Below are 19827 nucleotides of genomic sequence, written 5' to 3' on the forward strand. Positions count from 1 at the left end.
CGGTCTGTCCTCAGATCATGCGGCGGCGGTTGATTTCATCGGGATCATCAGCTTGTGGACGCCGGTCTGAACGACCTCGCCACGCTGGTTCACCAGTTCGGAGGCGATGCGCAGGATGCCCCAGCCGCCTTTGCTGGTTTCGCGTTTGCTCTCGACGGTGAAGCGGCAGAACAGCTCGTCGCCAATCGCAATGGGCAGCTTGAAATCCCATTCCCAGCCCAGCGACATGCCGGGCACGAAGCGCAGATCGGCCTGTGTCTTCAGCCCGTCGGTCAGCGACAGGCCAAGCAGCCCGTGCGCCACGCGCTGGCCAAAGGAGGACTGGCGGGCAAATTCCTCGTCCGTGTGCACAGGCGTGTGGTCGCCGGTGAGGTCGGCGTAGCTCATGATCATCTCGCTGGTCATCGTGACCTTGGGCGAGGTGCCGGTGGCGCCGGTCTCGACCTCGTCGAAATAGAGTTCGGGGATGGTCTCAGCCATGGTGGCCTCCGTTGTGATGCGGTGCTCCAGCCCTTTCACCGCGGCCACGAGGGTCGCGTTGACGGGGGTCGCAATGTCATGTTGCGCGCCGTACCGGACGACGGCGCCGTGGATGAAGTCGATCTCGGTGCGCCGCCCGCGTTCGAGGCTTTGCAGCATCGAGGCCTTGAACCCCGATGGCAGCCCATCTGCGGCCATTGCCCAGGGCTGGCCCGGATCGGTGAAGTCGAGCCGCGCCCCGGCGGCGCGGGCGACGGCGATGCCCTCGGCGACCGCTGCGCGCGCGCATTCCTCGACCTCGGGCACCGCATAGAGCGGGCCGTAAGAGAGGCCGGTCAGCGCACTCAGCCCACTGGTGGAGATGTTCACCAGCAGCTTGTTCCAGGCGAGATCCCTGATGCGGGCGCTGGCCTCGCAGGCCAGCCCGGCCCCGGTGAAGGCATCCGCCACGGCGCGCATCCGCCCGGTCACCTCGCCCTCGGCGGGGCCGATGAAGGTTTGCCGGCCCGCCGTACCGCCAATCACGACGCCCGGCTCTGTCATGGTGCCGCCAACGTATGTCTTGCCGAGGAGCACCCGGTCGGGCGTGGCGAAGGGGGCCATCAGCTCTTCATGGCCCATGCCGTTCTGCAAGGAGAGCAGCAGGGTGTCCGGCCCGATTGCGGAGCGGGCGCCGGAGAGGGCGGCGGCGGTGTCGAAGCTCTTGACCAGCACGATCAGCAGATCGACCGGCGCATCGGGGGCGCAAGTCGTATCGGCCCGCACCCCGATCACCCGCCGCCCGGCCTGGCCCAGATCAAGCGTGAGGCCATTGGCGTTCAGCCGGTCGACCAACGCGCGGTTGCGGTTGACCAGCAGCACCTCGTGCCCGGCCTCTGCCAGCAGCCCGCCAAAGACGCAGCCCAGCGACCCCGCACCCAGAATGGCAATGCGCATTGCTCAGGCCTCTTCCATGTGGCCGCCGAGGAAGAGCTGGCCCACCCGCGGATCGGCAAGCAGCGCGTCGGCTCGGTCGTGCATCCGGGTCTGGCCCAGTTCCAGAACAATGCCGAAATCCGACATCGCCAGCGCGGCCTTGGCGTTCTGCTCGACCATCAGGATCGTCACGCCGTCGTCGCGCAGCGCCTGAAGCGTGCGAAAGACCTCGGCCACGAGGTTGGGCGACAGCCCGATGGAGGGCTCGTCAATCAGGATCAGCTTAGGGTCCAGCAATAGGGCGCGGGCCACCTCAAGCTGCTTCTGCTGCCCACCCGACAGCTCGATCGCCTTGCGGTCGCGGAACTCGCGCAGCATCGGGAACTGGTCCATCACCTTTTCGATCCGCGCCCGCACCGCCGACTGGTCGCGCGCGGTGATCCCGCCCAGTTCGAGGTTGTGATAGACCGAAAGCTGCGGCACCACGTTGCGCCCCTGCGGCACGTAGGTGACGCCCTCGCCGATCATCTGTTTCGGCGTCCTGCCGGTCACGTCGCGGCCTTCCAGCAGGATCTGGCCGGAATGGACGTTGAGCAGCCCGAAGATCGCCTTGAAGACGGTGGATTTCCCGGCCCCGTTCGGCCCGATGACGGTGGTGATCGTGCCTTTCGGGATCTCGAACTCCACCCCGTTCAGGATGGTGATCTTGCCGTAGCCGCCGTAGAGGTTTTTCAACTGCAACATGGCTCAGCTCCCCAGATAGGCGTCGATGACGGTCTGGTTGGCGCGGATCTCCTCGGGCGTGCCCTCGGCGATGATCGCGCCTTCGGCCAGCACCACGATCCGGGTGCAGAGCGACATGACGAATTCCATGTTGTGCTCGATCACCACAAAGGTCGTTTCGTGCTCGCGGTTGTAGGTCTTCAGCCGCTCCTTGAGATGGCCGAGCATGGTCAGGTTGACCCCGCCCGCCGGCTCGTCGAGCAGCACCAGCGCCGGGTTGGCCATGAAGGCCATCGCCGCATCCACCAGCTTCTGCTGTCCGTAGGACAGGCTGCCCGCCAGCTCGTCGCGCAGGTGGCCAAGCCGGAAGAACGAGATCATCCGGTCGGCCTCTTCCGTCAGCCCCGCGTCGGAGGGGCCGAAGAGGCGGCTGAACATGCTGCCCCTGTGCTCCTGCCCGGCAAGGATCAGGTTGTCGAGCACGCTCATCTCGGGGAAGACCGAGAGCTGCTGAAATGTGCGCCCTACACCCAGCTTGGACAGCTCGCAGGCGCGCTTGCCCGCCACGTCCTGGCCGGTCACGGTGACCCCGCCCGCATCGGGCTTGAGCTGGCCGAGCACGCAGTTGAACAGGGTGGACTTGCCCGAACCGTTCGGCCCGATCAGCCCCAGCACCTCGCCCTTGTAGACATCGAAGCTCACGTCGCGCACGGCGTGGATGCCGCCGAAGCTCTTGGAGATGTTGCGGATCGAAAGGACGGTCTCGGTCACAGCTGGGCTCCTTCCTTCAGATCGCCGCGTTCGGCCGGTTCGCGCGAACGGATCGCAGCGATCCCGCGCGAGAGCAGGCCAAGCAGTCCGCTCGGGCAGACCACCATCAGGAAGACCACCAGCGCGGCATAGATCATCAGATAATAGGCTTCGGCGAAGCGCAGGAATTCGGGCAGCATGATCACCAGCCCGGCCCCGAGGAACGGCCCGAAGAAGTAGCCCGAGCCGCCCACCACGACCATCAGCAGGATCTTGAGCGAGATGATGAGCGTGAAGGACATCGGGTCGATGTACTGGACCAGCGGCGCCATCAGCGCGCCCGACAGCCCGCCGTAGGCCGCGCCGATGGCGAAGGCGAGCAGCGTCACCAGCCGGGTGTCGACCCCGAGCGAATTGGCGCGGATCGGGTTTTCGCGCAGCCCCTTGAAGGCCCGGCCCCAGGGCGAGTTGACCAGCCACCAGAAGCTGAGCGAGGCCAGGATGAAAACGCCGAGCGTGAAGAAGTAGTAGCGGGTGCCGTCCATCAGGCTCAGACCCGCCACCGAGGGGCGCGGCACACCGACGAGGCCATAGATGCCGCCGGTCAGCCACTCCTCGTTGCGCATCACGAGAAAGGCGAGCGTGGTGAAGGCCAGGGTGACGAAGGCCAGGAAGTGGTTCTGCACCCGGAGCGCCGGGTAACCCAGGATGAGGCCGACCACGAAGCACAGCCCCATGCCGACCACGACCGAGGCGATCCAGGGCAGGCCCGCCATCGTCATGAGCGCGGTCGAGTAGGCACCGATCCCCATGAAGGCGGCCTGCGCAAGGCTGATCTGCCCGGCATAGCCCAGGGTCAGGTTCAGCCCCATCGCGGCCACGGTGAACACCAGCCAGGACGACAGAACGTAGGTTCCATAGGTCGCCTGGGTGAAGGGGGCGATGATCAGGCCGGCCAGAATGGCGACCAGCCCCAGGATCTTGAGCTGTTTCATACCGTGCGGCCCTCCGAGGTGCCGAGCAGCCCCTGCGGGCGCAGCAGGATGATGACGATGAGAAGGATCATCGGGCCGGCGATCCGGTACTCCGACGAGAGGTAGGCGGCCGAAAGGTTGTCGATCACCCCGATCAGCAGGCCGCCGACCAGCGCGCCGCGCACCTGGTTGAAGCCGCCGACGATGGCCGCGAGAAAGGCGACGAGGCCGATCGGTTCGCCGTTGGAAAACTTGGCGAGGTAGATCGGCGAGATCAGCACCGAGGCCAGCGTGGCGAGGGCGGCGTTGATCATGAAGGTATACAGCACCATGCGCTGCACGTTGACGCCCAGGATCTCGGCCACGCCGGGGTTCTGCGCCGTGGCCTGCATCGAGCGCCCGGTACGGGTGCGGCCCAGAAACAGCTGGAGCGCGATGATCGCGACGGCAGAGACGGCGAGGTTGCCGATGTCCTGATGCGAGATGACTGCGCCGAAGACATCGAAGGTCTGTTCCGAGAACAGCGCCGGAAAGGTCTGGGCCTCGGCCGAGTAGAACTCCTTGACCAGCTCGCGCATCAGGATGGCCAGCGCGATGGTGGCCATGACGATGGGCAGATGCCCGTGCGGCAGCATCGGCTGGATGACAAGGCGCTTGAAGACGAAGCCAAGCGTGAACACCGCCACCGCCAGCCCGAAGCCGATGGCGATGGGAAACGGAAGGCCAAGCACCCGGGAGCCGATGAGGATGAAGAAGGCCGGAACCATGACGAACTCGCCCTGGGCGAAATTGATGGTCTGCGAAGCCTGCCAGAGAAGCGTGAAGCCGATTGCGGCAAGCGCATAGATCGAGCCGGTCGACAGGCCCGAAATGATGAGCTGCAAGAAGTCGGACATGGGGATGACCTTTTCTACGAGTAATCCTGGCACAGGGGGGCTGGATGCCGGCCGCCATGTGGCGACCGGCAGGCGCGCACCCCAACTGCGGGAGGGTCAGTTTGCGGGGAGCATGTCCTTCACGATGGTCTCGTCGCCCTGCACTTCCACGAGGAAGCTTTCGCGCGACACCTCGCCGGTTTCATCCCAGCTCACGTTCAGCAGGATGTTGGGCACGTCCTCGACCGTGATGGTCATGTTGTGCAGGGTGTCGGCCACCTTCTGACGGTCGAGTTCACCGGCGCGTTCGATGGCGGTCGCGGCGGTGTAGATCGCCACGTAGCCCTTCATCGCGTTGTGATCGGCCTTGTAGCCATAGCGATCCGAGAACCGTTTTGCGAAAGCCTGGATCTCGGGGTTGGGAGCATCGACCGTCAGGCCGACATGGCCCATGATGCCGTCGGCCGCACCCTCGGACAGCTCGATCACCTTCTGGTTCAGCAGAGTGGTTTCGCCGATGATCGGAGCCTCGACATTCTGCTTGCGCAGCTCCTTGAGCAGCCGGGCGCTCTCTTCTTCGTGCAGGTAGACAAAGATCGCATCCGCATTGGCGGACTTGAGCTGCGTCACGTCGGAGGCAAAGTCCGCCTGGCCGACTTCGCTGGAGACATCGGCCACCACCTCGATGCCGCGGGCCTCCATCTCGGCGACGAAGGCGTCGTGCCCACCCTTGCCGAACTCGTTGTTGACCCAGCTCACGGCAACCGACTTGGCGCCGAGACCCTCGTCGAGATAGGCCGCGATCTTGGGCATCGACTTCTGCGCGCCGAAGCTGGAGCGGAAGACGTAAGGGTTGCCCTTCTGGGTGATCGAGGGCGACTCCGACCCGACGATCTGCGGAATGCCCTGCTGCATCGTCACCAGCATGTTCACGATGGTCGAGGACGAATAGACCGTGCCCAGGATCAGGAAGGCACCGTCGTCGATGGCCTTTTGCACCAGCGCGCGCGAGGTCTGCGCGTCTGTCTGGGTGTCGTAGGTGTCGATCTCGAGCTGCATGCCCAGCACGCCGCCGGCCGCGTTGATCTCGTCGACGCCCATGTTGATGGCGTCGGTCCAGGCATTGCCGACCGTGGCGCCGGGGCCCGACAGCTCGGCCACATTGCCAAGCTTGAGGGTTTCGGCGCTGGCCGCGCCTATGATGCCGAAGGTGGCGAGCGCCGTGGCAAGGGTGATTGTCTTGAACATGGTCTTCCTCCCATATCTGCGCCGGGCCGCCGCGAACCTCGATCCGCGGTTATCGTCCCGGCCCTCCCCGCAGATTGCTCTGCGTTGTGTCTCGACACCGATTGGCGGCACCGATTGACATCCAGATAGACAGACAGGACCGGCCTGTCGGAATAGAGCGAAGCGCGCTTCGATGCATCAACGCCAAAAAATTACATCAGAACTTGCGGAAACGACGAGTTGATGCATCAAATCGCGCCTCTCCTGCGCAGAGGCCATCACGCCAAATGGCGCGGCGGCTCAGCCGTGCTCTGAAAGAATCATCTCTCTGGAGCCGCGGATGTCGCGCACGTTTTCCTTCATGATGATCTCGGACGGGGCCCGCTCCGGCTCGATTGGCAGGCCGGCATGGAAGTTGCCGATCGCACGCATCGCCATGTCACTGATGCGCATCATGTTCTGATGCACAACGGCATCCACCGTACCGGCAAGCAGCGCGTTGCGCGTCAGGGGTGTCAGGTTGAAAGCGACATAGGCCATGTCCTGTGCCCGGTTTTTCTCAAGGAGCGCGCGTTCGATTCCCCGGTTGCCAGCGCCCAGATTGCAGATCGAGGTGAGGTCGGGATGGCGTTCGAGCAGGTCCAGCGCCCGGCCATAGAAGGCGGCAGGATTGTCGCCCATGGTGATGACATCCAGCACCGTGATGTCAGGAAATTCCTGCCGGAGCAGCGTGCGCACCCCGCTCTCCCGCTCCTCGTGGCTGCGATAGAGCGTATCGCTCATGAAGATCGCCGCCTTCCCGACGCGCCGTGATATATGCCCCATCAGCGCCCCGGCGGTTCGGCCGGCGGCGCGATTATCCATTCCGGCGTAAAACACCACGTCGGCATCCGGCAGAGGGGTCAGGATCGAGACCACCGGAATCTTCCGTGCCGCCAGGTCGTTGACCTTGTCGCGGATGAGCGGGTGCTCGATGGGCTCCATGATCACGCCGTTGGTCCCATCCGCCAACGCCTCGTCAAGGGCGGCGGCCAGTTCCGGCACCTTTGCCTTTTGCGCGTGGCGCATGCGCAGGGTCACGCCCAGGTTGCGCGCGGTGCGCCGCAGTCCTGTGATGAGCATGTCCTTGGCAAAGCCTGGTTGCCCCCCCAGCATGACGTCCAGGGTGAACCCGGTCAGTTCCGGCGCCATCACCTGGGGCCGCCCGCCACTCTGGCTGAGCCATTGCGCCGCCTCGAGCACCTTTCGGGCGGTCTTTTCCCGCACGCCGGGCCGCTGGTTGAGAACGCGATCGACCGTCGCCGTGCTGACACCAGCATGCAGGGCGATGTCGATGATGCGGGCTTTGTGATCGGTCACGCCGGTCTCCTGATGCATCATTGCAGAACTTGAACCATCATTTCTGACTTTTCCGACAATTCCAAGCCGCCTGCGATGCTTCACACGGTGACACCACCACGGGGCTTTCGCATCTTTCGGCGGATCGCCACGCGAACGTCGGCGCCCGACAGTTGGAGGAACAGAATGCCCGAAACGATCGCAACCGATGCCATCGAACATTTCGCGGACCAACTCGCACAAGCCTGGGTCGATCGCAGACCCATCGTGGATGCCCCGCCCGTGCTTCTGACAGACCGCCAGGACGGCTATCGCGTGCAAGACATGATGGCGCGCCGCATTGGCGAACCCGTGGTCGGCTGGAAGGCGGGCGCCACCAGCGAGGGGATGCGCCGGCGTGACGGGCATGACGGGATCGTCCCGGGCAGGGTGTTTTCCAGCGGGCTCTTCGTGGGCGCCGCGCACAGGCTGGATGCCGCCAGCTATCCCGGGGGCATGCTGGAGCCGGAGTTTGCCTATCGCTTCCTCGAAAGCCCGGGGCTGCGCACGGACTGGACAGCAGAGGATCTTGGCCCCCTCGTCGCGGCGCATGTCGCCATCGAGATCATCGGCAGCAGGATGGCCCCTGCCCTGCCCCCCGAATGCCGCGGGACGGCGATGACGATTGCCGACAACGGCAACGGCTTCGCGCTCGTCATCGGGCCAGAGATCGCGACCGACGCGGAATATGATCCGCTGCGGCATCCGGTCGATCTGCGCATCGACGGCGGCCCCCCCGCCAGAAACTCACCGCCGGACATCCGGGCCGACCCGCTTGCCGCCCTGGCCGATACCGTGAACCTTCTGGCCGCACGAGGGATCAGCCTGGACTCCGGAAACTTCGTGACCACCGGTTCGGCCACCGAGACGCTCCCGGTGCAGAAAGGAAGCACCGTCACCGCCGACTTCGGCGGCCTGGGGACCATCCGTCTGACATTCAACTGAGCGGAGCCCGCCATGAACAACCATATCTCAACCGAACGGCGCGGCCGTGCGCTCTGGATCACGATCGAACGCCCCGAGGTGCGCAACGCCCTGAATCCGCCAGCCCATCGGGAGCTTGCGGCGGCCTTCGATGCCTATGCGGCGGATGACGCGCTTTGGGTGGCGGTGCTGACCGGCCGCGGAGACAGGGCCTTTTGCGTCGGTTCCGACCTGAAGCACCGCGTCGAGGCCGGCTCGAACGAGACGCCTGACACAGGCTTCGCGGGTCTTTGCGAGCGTTACGATCTGGACAAGCCGGTCATCGCGGCGATCAACGGCGATGCGCTCGGCGGCGGGCTGGAGACTGTCCTTGCCTGCGATCTGGCTGTCGCCGTCGACACCGCGCGCCTCGGCCTGCCAGAGCCGCGCGTGGGCCTCTGTGCGCACGGCGGCCTACATCGCCTGATCCGTCACCTGCCGGGAAAGACCGCCTCGCGCCTTGCGCTCACCGGCAAACTGTTCAGCGCTGCGGAGGGCAAGGCCATGCATCTCGTGAACGAGGTGGTGCCCCGGGACGCATTCGAGGCCTGCGTGGAGGCGCTGGTGGAAGAGGTCACCGCCTGCGCGCCGCTGGCCCTTCGCGCCACCAAGCAGATGATGCAGCGCGGCCTGTCCGCGCCCGACGTCAAGGCCGCCTTTGCGGGTGACTATCCGGCCTATCGCCATATGCTCGCCTCCGAGGACGCCCGCGAGGGGCCGCTCGCCTTTTCGCAGAAGCGCCCGCCGGTCTGGACGGGCCGGTGATCCGGTGCGCGACCGGGCAAGTGGAGGAGCAAGACGATGACGATCATCGAGAACCAGGCCGCCGTCACGCCCGCCGTCCTGGAGGTGATGCGCCGCACCGGGGATCCCCGCCTGCGGGAGATCATGGAAAGCCTGGTGACGCATCTGCATGCCTTCGTCCGCGAGGTGCGGCTCAGCGAGGCAGAGTTTCAGCAGGCCACGCGGCTGCTCAACACCATGGGCCAGCAGACCACCGAGAGCCATAACGAATTCGTCCTGATGGCGGGCTCGCTCGGGGTGTCGTCGCTGGTGTGCCTTCTGAACAATGGCGACGGGGGGACCACGGAAACCACGCAATCGCTGCTCGGGCCGTTCTGGCGGATGCACCAGCCGGTCACCGCGCAGGGCGGCTCCATCGTGCGCTCCGATACGCCCGGGCCGCGCCTCTATGCCGAGTTCAGCTTTGTCGACCCGGAAGGCGCGCCGGTGGAGGGCCTGGAGGTGGACATCTGGCACGCCTCCCCCACCGGGCTTTACGAGAACCAGGACGAAAGCCAGGCCGACCACAACCTGCGCGGCAAGTTCCTGACCGGGCCGGACGGCACCGTGCGGTTCCGCTCGGTGCGCCCCATCGGCTATCCGATCCCGACGCAGACCACCGTGGGCAAGCTGCTCGCGGCGCAGAACCGCCACCCCTACCGGCCGGCGCATGTGCATGTGCTGGCCTTCAAGGAAGGCTACAAGACACTGATCAACCAAACCTACGTGGACGAGACGGAGTATCTGACTTCGGATGTGCAATTCGGCGTCACCCCGGCGCTGGTCGGCCACCTCGAACGCCACAGCGAGCCGCACCCGGAAGATGGCGAAATCGGCGCGTGGTACACCCTAGCTCACAGGCTACACCTGGAGCACGGAGAGGCCCGACTGCCGATCCCGCCGATCAGGTAGGGCAACCCACCGTCAGCGCGCCGCGATATGGACCGGCCCGGCGTGGTCAAGAGCGTTTGGCCCGTTTCACCGGCCCTGCGCCGGTCTGCGATGCGGCGCCGGCAGCCGGGCGATGACTGCCGGGACGGGATTGTGGACCCCGCCGATGCACCTGGCGACTGCGTTCGCAGCCCTCCGCCGTGAGGTCCGGCGCCACGAGATGGGGGCGCCCCAACTCATCCCCATGACTGGCGCTCTTGATATTCAATAACATTATCACTGTCGGGTTCGGACATCATGGTGGAACGGGATGCCGGATCCTCTCAGCGGCCCTTCACGACTGCGCAAGGTTACCTGCGCGCCACGCCAACTGTCAGACGCCTGTCGCCCGCTCCAGCGTGTCGCGGAACCTGTACCAGCCTGTGACAGCCGGCAGGAACCACGGTGTCTCGCGGTAGAAGGGCACGGTCGGAAAGTCGAGGTCCCAGAAGGCCGATCGCTCTTTCCCGGCCATGCCGCGTCCGGCCATATGGCCTAGGTAGCTCTGCATCGCGACGCCGGAGCCATTGCAGCCGAGCGCGTGGACAATGCCCTCATGCGCGCCCAGATGCGGCAGGAGGTCGAAGGTGAATGCAATCCGCCCGGACCAGGCATAGCGGATGGGAATGCCCTTTGTCTGCGGAAAGACCTCGTGCAGCCGTGCGGCCAGTTCCCTGGCCACCAGCGCGGCGTCGCGCGGACGCAGGCTGGCGCGCCCGCCAAAGAGGATACGGCGGCGGTCGGGGGTCGGACGGAAATAGCTGAGCAGCCGGCGACTGTCGACGGCGGTGCGGCCTTCGGGCAGCAGCTCGTCGATCAAGCCTGCGGGCAGTTCGTCGGTGACGATGATGTAGCTCGCGGCCGGGATGACCCGCCGCCGGACCCAGGGGCGCAGCCCGTCGGAATAGCCGTTTGTGGCGATAAAGACCTGTTCGCAATCAATCGTGGCATCGCCGGCCCTGACGCGGAAGCCGCCCGCGCGACGCTCCACGGCGCTCACCCGGCGGTCGCTGCACAGATGCGCGCCTTCGGCTTGGGCCAGATCGACCAACCCCTGGACATAATGGCCCGGATGCAGCTGCCCCGCACGGTCGATGGTCATCACGCCGTGGTAGAGATCGGTGCCGATGGCCTGCCGCTGCTCCGTCCGTTCCAGAAGCCGCGCGCCATCGCGGCCAAGCTTCTGCGACTTTGTCCTGAAGGTCCTGAAATGACCGGGGAGCGAGGCGCAGACGACGCGACCGGAGCGCCGGTACCGGGCGTCGCGCGCCAGCTCTCCGACCCGGTGTTCGACAAAATCGAAGGCGGCGGCGGCCTCGTCCCTCAGGCGGTCAAAGACGCCTGCGGGCAGGCGGCTTTCCAGCGGGGAACGGACCTTGGACGTCGCGGCCGACTTGCCCAGGTTCACCCCGCTTGAGACATGGCCGGCATTGCGGCTGCTGGCGCCGTGGCCAAAGGCCTCGGCCTCGATCACGGTGACATCGACTCCTGCGCGGCGCAGGGCGATGGCGGCATTCAGGCCGGTGAAGCCACCGCCGACGATCACCACGTCCGACCGGGCAGGCGGATCGTTCGGCAGGCTGCGCGGCGGGGCCTCTTCCCACCAGAAGGGGGTCTTGATCAACTCGGTCATCAGTCACGCTCCACGAAGAACTGGATGCCGATCACCCGGTCTAGGATGAAGACCATCGCCGAGGTGAAAAGGACAAGGGTGGCGGAGACGGCGGCGATCACCGGGCTGGCGCTTTCCAGCACTTCGGAGAAGACCTGCACCGGAAGGGTCATCACGAAGGGTCCGACAAGGAAGAGCGTCACCGTCACCTCGTCGAAGGAGATGATGAAGCTGAAGAGAAGCGAGGTCACCAGACCCGGTCGCACCGCGGGCAGCGACACCAGCCAGAAGGTGCGCCACGGCCTGGCGCCGAGGCTTGCCGCCGCCTCCTCCAGCGCCGGGTCGGCTTTGCGCAGGGCGGCCGCGACGGGGCGGTAGGCGTAGGGCACCGTGAGGATGCAATGCACCAGAACCAGCCCGGCAAAGGTTCCCAGCCAGCCGAGACCTGCCAGCGTGACGATCATGATCACACCGATGGCCGCGTGGGGAAAGATCAATGGCGTCAGCAGCAGGGTTTCCCAGGCCGTGCCAAAGCGGATGCGATGGCGCACGACCGCCCAGGCCGCGGCCAGCGACGCGGCCGTGCTGACCAAGGCGCCGATCAGGGCAAGGAGGGCCGAGGTGCCCATGACGCTCAACCAGTTGGCGGAGCCCAGGAACTCCGCGTACCAGCGCAGTGACAGGCCCTTGATCGGAAACGAGAGATAGCCCGCCGAGGTGAAGGAGGAGAGCACCACGATCACGATGGGAAGCGGCAGGAACATCAGGACGAGGATGGCGATGGCACGGGTCATCAGAGGTCACCTCCGTCCGAAAGGCGCCGTGTCAGATGACGTTCGAGGATCTGCAGCGGCAGGACCACTGCCAGCGCCGTGGCCAGCAGGACCGTCGCCAGGGCGGCGGCCTTGGGATAGTCGAAAAAGTGCATGACCTCCTGAAAAATCTCGGTGCCGATCATGGTATTGCCAAGGCCGCCCAGAAGCAGCGGCGTCACGATCGCGCCGGTCGACATGAGGTAGACCAGCGTGATCCCGGTCAGCACGCCCGGCAGCGCCAGCGGCAGCACGACGGTGCGGAAACTGTAGGCGGGACGACCGCCGAGGCTCATCGAGGCCTCCTCCAGCGAACGCGGGATCTGCAGCAGCACCGACAGGATGGCAATGATCATGAAGGGCAGCAGCACATGCACCAGCCCGAGGATGACGCCGAAGTCGTTGTACATTAGCTTGAGCGGACGGTCCGCCAGCCCGGTCGCGGTGACGATCCCGTTGACCAGCCCCCGCGGCCCGAGGATCACGACCCAGCCATAGCTGCGCACCACGATGGAGACGAGCCAGGGAAAGATGATGAGCAGCAGCAGGAAGTTCCGGTTGCCGCGATAGCGCGCCACGAAATACGCGGTCGGAAAGCCGATCAACACCGAGACGAGCGTGGTCAGCGCCGCGATGCGCAGGGTCCGCCCCAGCATCGCGACATAGTCGGCGCGGTGGAGAATGTCGGAGTAGAGCGACAGGTCGATCTGGCCGTCGATCACCATGGAGGAGGCGATCAGGCGGACCAGCCCGACGGCGAAGACGCCCATCAGCAGGGCCGACGGTGCCAGCAGCAGCGCGATGCGGAAAGGTCTTGGCAAGGAATATCCCCCGAGGCAGGAGCCTGTCCGGCCCGGTCGGGTGCCGGGCCGGACCGGATCAGAGACTGGCGAGCATCTGGTCGATTGCGGCGACCGTGTCCTTCTGGTGCTCTGCGATGTAGCCCCAGTCGGGCTGGTAGAGCCGCGCCTTGAGCGCCGCATAGTCCATGCCCAGCTTTGCCTTGATGTCCTCGGGCGCGACGGCGTCGTTGTTCGCCGGGATATAGCCCGAGATCGCCATCCCCCGCTCCTGCGGGGCGGCGCCGGCGATGTAGTTCAGCCAGTTCGCCACCTTTTCGCGATCCGCCACGCCCTTGGGGGCGACGACGACATAGGGCAGCAGCAGCGCGCCCTCTTCGGGGATGACGATCCTGACGTAGTCGACGCCCGCCTCGTTCAGCGACCAGACGCGGACGGAATAGAAGGGCATGGCCGCGACTTCCCCGCGCTCCAGCATGGTGTTCTGCTGCGCGAGAGAGGTCGCCACGTTCAGCACGTTGCGCGCCATGCCCTCAAGCAGCTTCATTCCGCCTGCGGTGTCGTATTCATCCCCGCCCGCGGCCTTAGACAGGATCGTAAGGTCGTAGGTCGACAGATAGATCGGCCGTGTCATGCCAAGCCGCCCGGCCCATTTCGCGTCCTCCAGGTTCTTCCACGAGCTGAAGTCATCGACGGAGGCCTCGTTGGTGTTCACGGCGATGCCGTAATAGGCGAAATAGGGCGTGATGCCGGCAAGGCGGCCGTCCTCGGTCTTGAGCCAGTATTTCTCGTCGATGTTCCGCATGTTCGGGAGTTCGTCGATGCTGAAGGTCTCCAGCACGCCGTCGCGCATCATGTTCACGCCCTGAACGAAAGTGCCGATCCCGCTGTGGTACTGCGGGTTGCCGGCCTGGGCGCGGAACTGGGCTTCGGGGTTGGGAACCTCGACGATGCGCACGCCGATCCCGGTTTCCTTGGTGTAGGGGGCCGCGAAGGCGCCGGTCCAGGTGTCGCCGACCCCGCCGCCCCAGGAGGCATGCAGCAGTTCCCCGGATTGTGCCATCAGCCGGGACGGGAGGGAGAGCACGGCCGCCGCTCCGGCGGCCCCGAAGAGGGTCTGGCGTCGAGTAAAGGTCATGTCGTGTCCTCCTTGTGGGTTTGAATGCCCCGGTCAGGCCGGGATCAAAGTGATTGCGTCGTCCTGCCAGCCCGCCGACACGGCCATGCCGGGTGCAAGCGGATGTCCCTTTCCGGGCTGGAACGGCACCTGGGCCAGCAGCGGCCCGGCCCGGGAGTCCAGTTCATAGGTGATCGTGGACCCCGAGAAGCTGTGAGACCGGATCGTGGCCGGCACCATCAGTTCGTCCACCGCGCCAAGCCGGACATGTTCGGGCCGGATCGACACCGCCAGTCGGGTGCCGCAATGTCGCGCTTCGGCCCCGGCGGGGATGGCAATCCGCGTGTCCGTCCCGTCAAGGTCCAGCGCCGCCCGATCGCCCGACACGACAGACACCGACCCGCGCAGGAAATTCGTCTCGCCGACGAACCGCGCCACGAATTCCGTCCTGGGCCGGTGGTAGACTTCGACGGCACTGCCGTATTGCTCGACCCGGCCCGCGTTCATCACGGCGATCCGGTCGGACATCGACAGCGCCTCTTCCTGGTCGTGGGTGACGAAGATGAAGGTGATCCCGGTCTCGCGCTGGATGCGCTTGAGCTCGCCCTGAAGCTGGCGGCGCAGTTTCAGGTCGAGCGCGGAAAGCGGTTCATCCAGCAGCAGCAAATCCGGCGCGGTGACAAGCGACCGCGCCAGCGCGACCCGCTGCCGCTGCCCGCCGGAAATCTGTCCGGTCCGGCGATCCTCGAACCCTTCAAGCCCGACCATCGCGATCATCTCGCGCGTGCGGCGGTCGAGGTCCCGGGTCCGTTTGCGGGCCCGCAGACCGAAGGCCACATTGTCGTAGACGTTCATATGCGGAAACAGCGCAAGGTTCTGAAACACCATGCCGATTTCCCGCGCATAGGCCGGATCGCGCGACATGTCCCGGCCCCGCATCAGGATACGGCCCGAGGTCGGCGTCTCGAACCCGGCGATCATGCGCAGCAGGGTCGATTTCCCGCAGCCCGACGGACCCAGAAGCGTGACGAATTCGCCCTGTTTCACCTCGAGGTTGACCCGGTCGACGGCATGGGTGCCGTCGAATGCCTTGATGACATCATCGATCTGCAGGATGGCTTGGTCGTGTCCGGCGTCAGGCAAGGTCGGGCTCCGTTCCTCTCGACCGCCGTGGCGACCGGGTGTCGTGTGGGCCCAGTTTGCGGGGCGAAACCCCCGCCAAGTCAAATATCAAGTCGGGATGACATCATTCCCGTTTGGAATATTGAACCGCCTTAAATCCGGCCAGTTCAACCCAATGCTTTTTATGAGGTTTTCCAGAATTGAAATCCATAACTGGCGGTAATGTTTTTCTCGTCATTAGCAATTTGTCCTGGTGCCGGGCATCTGGCTACCAAGGTTTGAGACAGCGCAATCCGCGTGCCCCAAGCCAAGGTACAGGACCAGAAGATCCCGATGACGACCGTGCCGATTACACGTCCCGACCAATCCGCCGCCGAACGCCGCGTCGCCATCGAGTCCACAGATCTGCCCCGCACGGTCCCGCACCTTCTGGACATGGCCGCAGCGGAGTCCGCTGACAAAATTCTGTGGGAGTTCTTCGACGAAGGTACGGAGGCCTCTTATCGCCGGGTCCGCGACGACAGCCTGAGGTATGGCGCGCTGTTCGCCGCCTTGGGCATCTGGCGCGGGGACCGTGTCGCCGTCATGTTGCCGAACGTGCCGGAGATGCCGCTGACATGGCTCGGCCTGGGCCGGATCGGGGCCGTGATGGTGCCGGTCAACACCCGCTATTCGGCAAGGGAGCTCGCCTATGTCGTGGAAGACTCCGGTGCGCGGCTGCTGCTCATCCACGAAGACCTGACCGATGTCCTCGCCGATGGCGATCTGGCCGCAGAGGTCGTCATCGTCGGCGGGGCGGAGTGGGAAAAGCGGCTGACGACGGCCAATCCTGCCGCCTGTCCGTCGCCTGCGCTCGACCGGGACGACCTGCTCAATATCCAGTACACCTCAGGCACGACGGGCCTGCCCAAGGGATGCCTGCTGTCGCATCGCTACTGGCTGACGACCGGGCTTGTGAACGCTTGGCGCGACGGTCGGCGCTTCGGCCGGATCCTGGCCACAACGCCCTTCAGCTACATGGATCCGCAGTGGCTTCTGCTGATGGCGATGTATCAGCGCGGCACCCTCGTGGTCGGCCGGAGGCAGAGCGCGACGAAATTCTCGCGCTGGCTGTCGGAACACCGGATCGAATTCTGCCTCTTCCCCGAGGCTGCCAGCAAGCAGCCCCCCGCGCCGCACGATGCCGACAACCCGGTGATCCGCGCCAATATCTACGGTGTCCGTCCCTCGGCCCATGCCGAAATCGAGGCGCGTTATGACCTGACCGCGCGGGAAGCCTTTGGGATGACGGAAATCGGCTCCGGCCTCTACATGCCGATGGAAGCGGAGGACATGATCGGGTCGGGCAGCTGCGGCATCGCCTCGCCGTTCCGGGAAACGCGCATCGTGGACGAGGCGGGCCGCGACCTGCCGGACGGCGAAATCGGCGAACTGCTGATCCGCGGCCCCGGCATGTTTCAGGGCTATTACCGGAACGACGAGGCGACGGCGGCCGCGCTTAGGGACGGCTGGTTTCACACCGGCGATCTGTTCCGCCGCGACGCGCGCGGGTTCCATTTCATCGTGGGACGCAAGAAGGACATGATCCGCCGCTCCGGCGAGAACATCGCCTGCCGCGAGGTCGAGGCGGTGCTGCGCGACATGGACCAGATCGAGGAAGTGGCCCTGATCGCCGTTCCCGACGACATGCGCGGCGAGGAGGCCAAGGCCTATCTTACCCTGCAGAACGGCCACGTGCCGGATGCGGATCTGATCGACCGGATCGTCGCCTATGCCGACGGCCGCCTCGCCGCGTTCAAGATCCCCCGATACTTCGAATTCATCGACACGATGCCGCGCACCACCTCGTTCAAGGTGGCCAAGGCCGATCTGGTCAAGGCGCGGACCGACCACAGGGTCGGCGCCTTCGACCGCGTCGACCGGGTCTGGCGCTGAAAGGATACTCATGATCATCGACTATGGCGCGACGCCCCCGATCAAGACACTCTCGCTTGGCGATGGCAGCCATCTCACCAATTACCGGCGGGTCTACGCCTCGTCCGAAAAGGCCGCCGCGCGGGGCGAGGTCGACCTGGATGAATGGTTCGCCGAATGCGACAGTGCCGGGATTGGACTGACCGTGATCAAGGCCCGCGACGTGGAAACGACCTTTGGCGGGCGTGTGACAAACGAAGCGGTGGCCGAAGCGGTCGCCGCCCATCCCGGGCGGTTCATCGGTTTTGCGGGCGTCGATCCCAACAAGGGCATGACCGCCGTTCGCGAGCTTGAGCATGCGGTGACACATCTCGGCCTGCGGGGCCTCAACCTGCAGTGCTTCGAAAACCGCCTCGCGATCGACGACCGCCGGATGTATCCGCTCTATGCCAAGTGTATCGAGCTCGACATCCCGGTGAACATCCATGTGGGCGTGAACTTCTCGCTCAAATCCTCGCCGGATTTCGGCCGGCCCGAGATGCTTGACCGGGTGCTCTGCGACTTTCCCGAACTGCGCGTCTGCGCCGCCCCGCCCGGCTGGCCCTGGGTGCAGGAGCTTCTGTCGGTCGCCTGGCGCCACCCCAACCTGTGGATCGGCCTGGTCGCGATGCGGCCCAAGCTGCTGAACGTCGACCATTCCGGCTACGGCCCCCTGCTGCAGTACGGGCGCACCGTGCTCAAGGATCGCATGATCGCGGGCACGGCCTGGCCGATGCAGCCCATGCAGCGCGTGATCGAGGAGATCCGCGCGCTGCCCGTCGAACCCGAGATCGCGGATCGCTGGCTGGGCGGCAATGCCAGGGCTTTTCTGCGGCTCTGAACGGCTGGCGTCCGCAAGACCAAGCGCTAGGGTGACCTGATATGGGGAGGACCAAGAATGACCGATGATGAACTCTGCCGGATGACGGCAACCGATCTGCTGCCCGCGCTCCGCGCGGGCGAGGTCAAGGCGGCCCGGCTGATGCGCGCCGTGCTCGACCGGATCGAACGGCTGGACACACAGACCAATGGCATCGCCCATGTCGATCCGGAGGCCGCGATGGCCGAGGCGGAGGCCCGGGATGCCGCACTGGCCGGGGGCGGAACGCCCGGCGCGCTGCAGGGCATACCGGTCACGGCCAAGGACCTGCTGAAGATGAAGGGCCTGCCGGTGGAAATGGGGTCCTTTGCCTACAAGGGCGTGATCGCCGACGCGGATGCAGAAGCGATCGCCCGGCTGCGCCGGGCCGGGGCCATCCCCTTTGCCAAGACCGCCACCCCGGAATTCGGCCACAAGGTGCTGGCGGACAGTCCGACCAACGGCGTCAGCCGCAATCCCTGGGACCTCAGCCGCAGCTGCGGCGGGTCTTCGGGCGGGTCGGGGATCGGGGCCTCCATGGGCTTCGGCCCGCTGCATGTTTCCTCCGACGGGGCCGGATCGGGGCGCATTCCCGCCTCGGCCTGCGGTGTGACCGGGATCAAGGCCACATGGGGTGCGATTCCGCATGAGACGACGACGGATGTCTTCGGCTCCTTCACCTGCATCGGCGTGATGGCGCGCTGCGTCTCGGACCTGGCACTGGGCCTGAACGCGATGAAGGGACCGGACCGCCGCGATCCCTGGACCTTCGGTGGCACGGCGGATCCGATCTCGCTGCCCGGGGATCCCGTTGCGGCGCTCAGGGGGCTGAAAATCCGCGTCGTCATGCGCACCGTGAACGACTGGGTCGATCCCGAGATCGAAGCCGCCGTCCGGGCCGCGGTCGACGCCCTCGTCGACGCCGGGGCGCAGGATGTGGGCGTGATCGAGGACCCGGTCTACGACAACACAAGCGCATTGGTCTACATGCGCGCCTATCAGTACGCCCGCTTCGGCCACCTTCTGGACAAGCACGGCGACCGGATGGACCGGACCGCGCGGATGTCCCTGACGCCCGGCCCGCAGCACACCTACGATATCCTCGCCCGCGCGATGAAGGCGCGGACCGACATCTTCCACGAGGTGGAGCGTCAGTTCGACGGCGCGGATATCTACGTCACGCCAACCATCGCGACACCGTCGCTTCCGGCCGATCAGAAACAGGACGAGCCGCTGATCGTCGACGGGGTGGAACGTGGTCCGCTGCGCGAGGCATGGTATCCCTATACCGTACCGCAGAATGCCAGCGGTCACCCGGCGATGTCGGTCCCGGTGGGCATGTCCAGCGGCGGCATCCCGATCGGAATGCAGATCGTCGGCCCGTGGCACAGCGAGGCCCGGCTTCTGGCGGTCGCCGCCGCGGTGGAACGCCTGATGCCCTGGGCCGACAGATGGCCGCCCGCCGCGCGCTGAACCGGTTGCGCACCAGTCCGGCCCGGGTCTTGGCCCAGGTCGGGAAAATCTTTGTATCTCAGCGGTCTGCCGTTACAATCGG

The 19827-nt window shown here is 65.8% G+C and carries 18 protein-coding genes; 6 read left to right on the forward strand and 12 right to left on the reverse strand.

The genetic code is table 11. The annotated features are described in order from the left end of the window. Positions 1–15: 15 nt before the first annotated feature. The 7 genes from GLS40_RS08365 to GLS40_RS08395 form a co-directional block, all read right to left on the reverse strand. Positions 16–1416 carry a 2-dehydropantoate 2-reductase gene (locus tag GLS40_RS08365; protein ID WP_160382312.1) on the reverse strand — a complete coding sequence of 467 codons (1401 nt, stop codon included), beginning with the start codon at positions 1414–1416 and terminating at the stop codon, positions 16–18. A 3-nt stretch (positions 1417–1419) separates the two neighbouring features. Next, positions 1420–2139 carry an ABC transporter ATP-binding protein gene (locus GLS40_RS08370; RefSeq protein WP_160382313.1) on the reverse strand — a complete coding sequence of 240 codons (720 nt, stop codon included), beginning with the start codon at positions 2137–2139 and terminating at the stop codon, positions 1420–1422. Positions 2140–2142: 3 nt separating this feature from the next. Beyond that, entirely contained in the window at positions 2143–2889 is a 747-nt protein-coding gene (locus GLS40_RS08375) for an ABC transporter ATP-binding protein (RefSeq protein WP_160382314.1), read from the reverse strand. Next, complete coding sequence (locus GLS40_RS08380; protein ID WP_160382315.1) at positions 2886–3863, reverse strand: branched-chain amino acid ABC transporter permease; 978 nt, start codon at positions 3861–3863, stop codon at positions 2886–2888. The genes GLS40_RS08375 and GLS40_RS08380 overlap by 4 nt, the downstream gene beginning before the upstream one ends. Beyond that, a complete protein-coding gene (locus GLS40_RS08385; protein ID WP_160382316.1) occupies positions 3860–4738 on the reverse strand; it encodes a branched-chain amino acid ABC transporter permease in 879 nt (292 codons plus the stop codon). Before GLS40_RS08385 ends, GLS40_RS08380 begins: the two co-directional genes overlap by 4 nt. Before the next feature lie 96 nt (positions 4739–4834). Further along, positions 4835–5965, reverse strand: coding sequence for an ABC transporter substrate-binding protein (locus GLS40_RS08390; RefSeq protein WP_160382317.1), 1131 nt, complete (start codon positions 5963–5965; stop codon positions 4835–4837). A gap of 279 nt (positions 5966–6244) precedes the next feature. Further along, positions 6245–7303: a LacI family DNA-binding transcriptional regulator gene (locus GLS40_RS08395; RefSeq protein WP_160382318.1), complete on the reverse strand. Its 1059-nt coding sequence runs from the start codon at positions 7301–7303 to the stop codon at positions 6245–6247. A gap of 165 nt (positions 7304–7468) precedes the next feature. Between GLS40_RS08395 and GLS40_RS08400 the strand changes: the two genes are divergently transcribed. From GLS40_RS08400 to GLS40_RS08410, 3 genes are read left to right on the forward strand one after another with little or no spacing between them, the layout of a single operon-like run. Then, positions 7469–8266 carry a 2-keto-4-pentenoate hydratase gene (locus tag GLS40_RS08400; protein WP_160382319.1) on the forward strand — a complete coding sequence of 266 codons (798 nt, stop codon included), beginning with the start codon at positions 7469–7471 and terminating at the stop codon, positions 8264–8266. A gap of 12 nt (positions 8267–8278) precedes the next feature. Beyond that, positions 8279–9049: an enoyl-CoA hydratase-related protein gene (locus tag GLS40_RS08405; protein WP_160382320.1), complete on the forward strand. Its 771-nt coding sequence runs from the start codon at positions 8279–8281 to the stop codon at positions 9047–9049. A gap of 36 nt (positions 9050–9085) precedes the next feature. Next, on the forward strand, positions 9086–9979 hold the full coding sequence (locus GLS40_RS08410; protein WP_160382321.1) for a dioxygenase family protein: 894 nt from the start codon (positions 9086–9088) through the stop codon (positions 9977–9979). A 352-nt stretch (positions 9980–10331) separates the two neighbouring features. On the opposite strand, the gene GLS40_RS08415 is transcribed toward GLS40_RS08410, so the two are convergent. The 5 genes from GLS40_RS08415 to GLS40_RS08435 are packed head-to-tail and all read right to left on the reverse strand — an operon-like array spanning position 10332 to position 15481. Next, positions 10332–11630, reverse strand: coding sequence for an NAD(P)/FAD-dependent oxidoreductase (locus GLS40_RS08415; protein ID WP_160382322.1), 1299 nt, complete (start codon positions 11628–11630; stop codon positions 10332–10334). Next, positions 11630–12403, reverse strand: a complete 774-nt coding sequence (locus tag GLS40_RS08420) for an ABC transporter permease (RefSeq protein ID WP_202076021.1) — start codon at positions 12401–12403, stop codon at positions 11630–11632. The genes GLS40_RS08415 and GLS40_RS08420 overlap by 1 nt, the downstream gene beginning before the upstream one ends. Then, the gene (locus GLS40_RS08425) at positions 12403–13242 is read right to left on the reverse strand and encodes an ABC transporter permease (RefSeq protein WP_202076022.1); all 840 of its coding nucleotides are present in this window, start codon (positions 13240–13242) and stop codon (positions 12403–12405) included. Before GLS40_RS08425 ends, GLS40_RS08420 begins: the two co-directional genes overlap by 1 nt. Before the next feature lie 58 nt (positions 13243–13300). After that, positions 13301–14359, reverse strand: coding sequence for an extracellular solute-binding protein (locus GLS40_RS08430; protein ID WP_160382323.1), 1059 nt, complete (start codon positions 14357–14359; stop codon positions 13301–13303). Between the two features lie 33 nt (positions 14360–14392). After that, on the reverse strand, positions 14393–15481 hold the full coding sequence (locus tag GLS40_RS08435) for an ABC transporter ATP-binding protein (protein WP_160382324.1): 1089 nt from the start codon (positions 15479–15481) through the stop codon (positions 14393–14395). Positions 15482–15793: 312 nt separating this feature from the next. Between GLS40_RS08435 and GLS40_RS08440 the strand changes: the two genes are divergently transcribed. Genes GLS40_RS08440 through GLS40_RS08450 form a run of 3 tightly spaced genes read left to right on the forward strand, consistent with a single transcriptional unit; the run spans position 15794 to position 19745 of the window. Further along, complete coding sequence (locus tag GLS40_RS08440; protein ID WP_160382325.1) at positions 15794–17395, forward strand: class I adenylate-forming enzyme family protein; 1602 nt, start codon at positions 15794–15796, stop codon at positions 17393–17395. Positions 17396–17405: 10 nt separating this feature from the next. Beyond that, a complete protein-coding gene (locus tag GLS40_RS08445; protein WP_160382326.1) occupies positions 17406–18254 on the forward strand; it encodes an amidohydrolase family protein in 849 nt (282 codons plus the stop codon). A gap of 57 nt (positions 18255–18311) precedes the next feature. Continuing rightward, on the forward strand, positions 18312–19745 hold the full coding sequence (locus tag GLS40_RS08450) for an amidase (protein ID WP_160382327.1): 1434 nt from the start codon (positions 18312–18314) through the stop codon (positions 19743–19745). Positions 19746–19827: the final 82 nt, after the last annotated feature.

It is taken from the genome of Pseudooceanicola pacificus (assembly GCF_009789075.1).
Taxonomy (GTDB): domain Bacteria; phylum Pseudomonadota; class Alphaproteobacteria; order Rhodobacterales; family Rhodobacteraceae; genus Pseudooceanicola; species Pseudooceanicola pacificus.

Bases quoted from the DNA above. Each gene is read 5' to 3' on its own strand.
- GLS40_RS08365 (WP_160382312.1), bottom strand. From the start codon at position 1,416: ATGCGCATTGCCATTCTGGGTGCGGGGTCGCTGGGCTGCGTCTTTGGC.
- GLS40_RS08370 (WP_160382313.1), bottom strand. From the start codon at position 2,139: ATGTTGCAGTTGAAAAACCTCTACGGCGGCTACGGCAAGATCACCATC.
- GLS40_RS08380 (WP_160382315.1), bottom strand. From the start codon at position 3,863: ATGAAACAGCTCAAGATCCTGGGGCTGGTCGCCATTCTGGCCGGCCTG.
- GLS40_RS08385 (WP_160382316.1), bottom strand. From the start codon at position 4,738: ATGTCCGACTTCTTGCAGCTCATCATTTCGGGCCTGTCGACCGGCTCG.
- GLS40_RS08390 (WP_160382317.1), bottom strand. From the start codon at position 5,965: ATGTTCAAGACAATCACCCTTGCCACGGCGCTCGCCACCTTCGGCATC.
- GLS40_RS08400 (WP_160382319.1), top strand. From the start codon at position 7,469: ATGCCCGAAACGATCGCAACCGATGCCATCGAACATTTCGCGGACCAA.
- GLS40_RS08405 (WP_160382320.1), top strand. From the start codon at position 8,279: ATGAACAACCATATCTCAACCGAACGGCGCGGCCGTGCGCTCTGGATC.
- GLS40_RS08410 (WP_160382321.1), top strand. From the start codon at position 9,086: ATGACGATCATCGAGAACCAGGCCGCCGTCACGCCCGCCGTCCTGGAG.
- GLS40_RS08415 (WP_160382322.1), bottom strand. From the start codon at position 11,630: ATGACCGAGTTGATCAAGACCCCCTTCTGGTGGGAAGAGGCCCCGCCG.
- GLS40_RS08420 (WP_202076021.1), bottom strand. From the start codon at position 12,403: ATGACCCGTGCCATCGCCATCCTCGTCCTGATGTTCCTGCCGCTTCCC.
- GLS40_RS08430 (WP_160382323.1), bottom strand. From the start codon at position 14,359: ATGACCTTTACTCGACGCCAGACCCTCTTCGGGGCCGCCGGAGCGGCG.
- GLS40_RS08440 (WP_160382325.1), top strand. From the start codon at position 15,794: ATGACGACCGTGCCGATTACACGTCCCGACCAATCCGCCGCCGAACGC.
- GLS40_RS08445 (WP_160382326.1), top strand. From the start codon at position 17,406: ATGATCATCGACTATGGCGCGACGCCCCCGATCAAGACACTCTCGCTT.
- GLS40_RS08450 (WP_160382327.1), top strand. From the start codon at position 18,312: ATGACCGATGATGAACTCTGCCGGATGACGGCAACCGATCTGCTGCCC.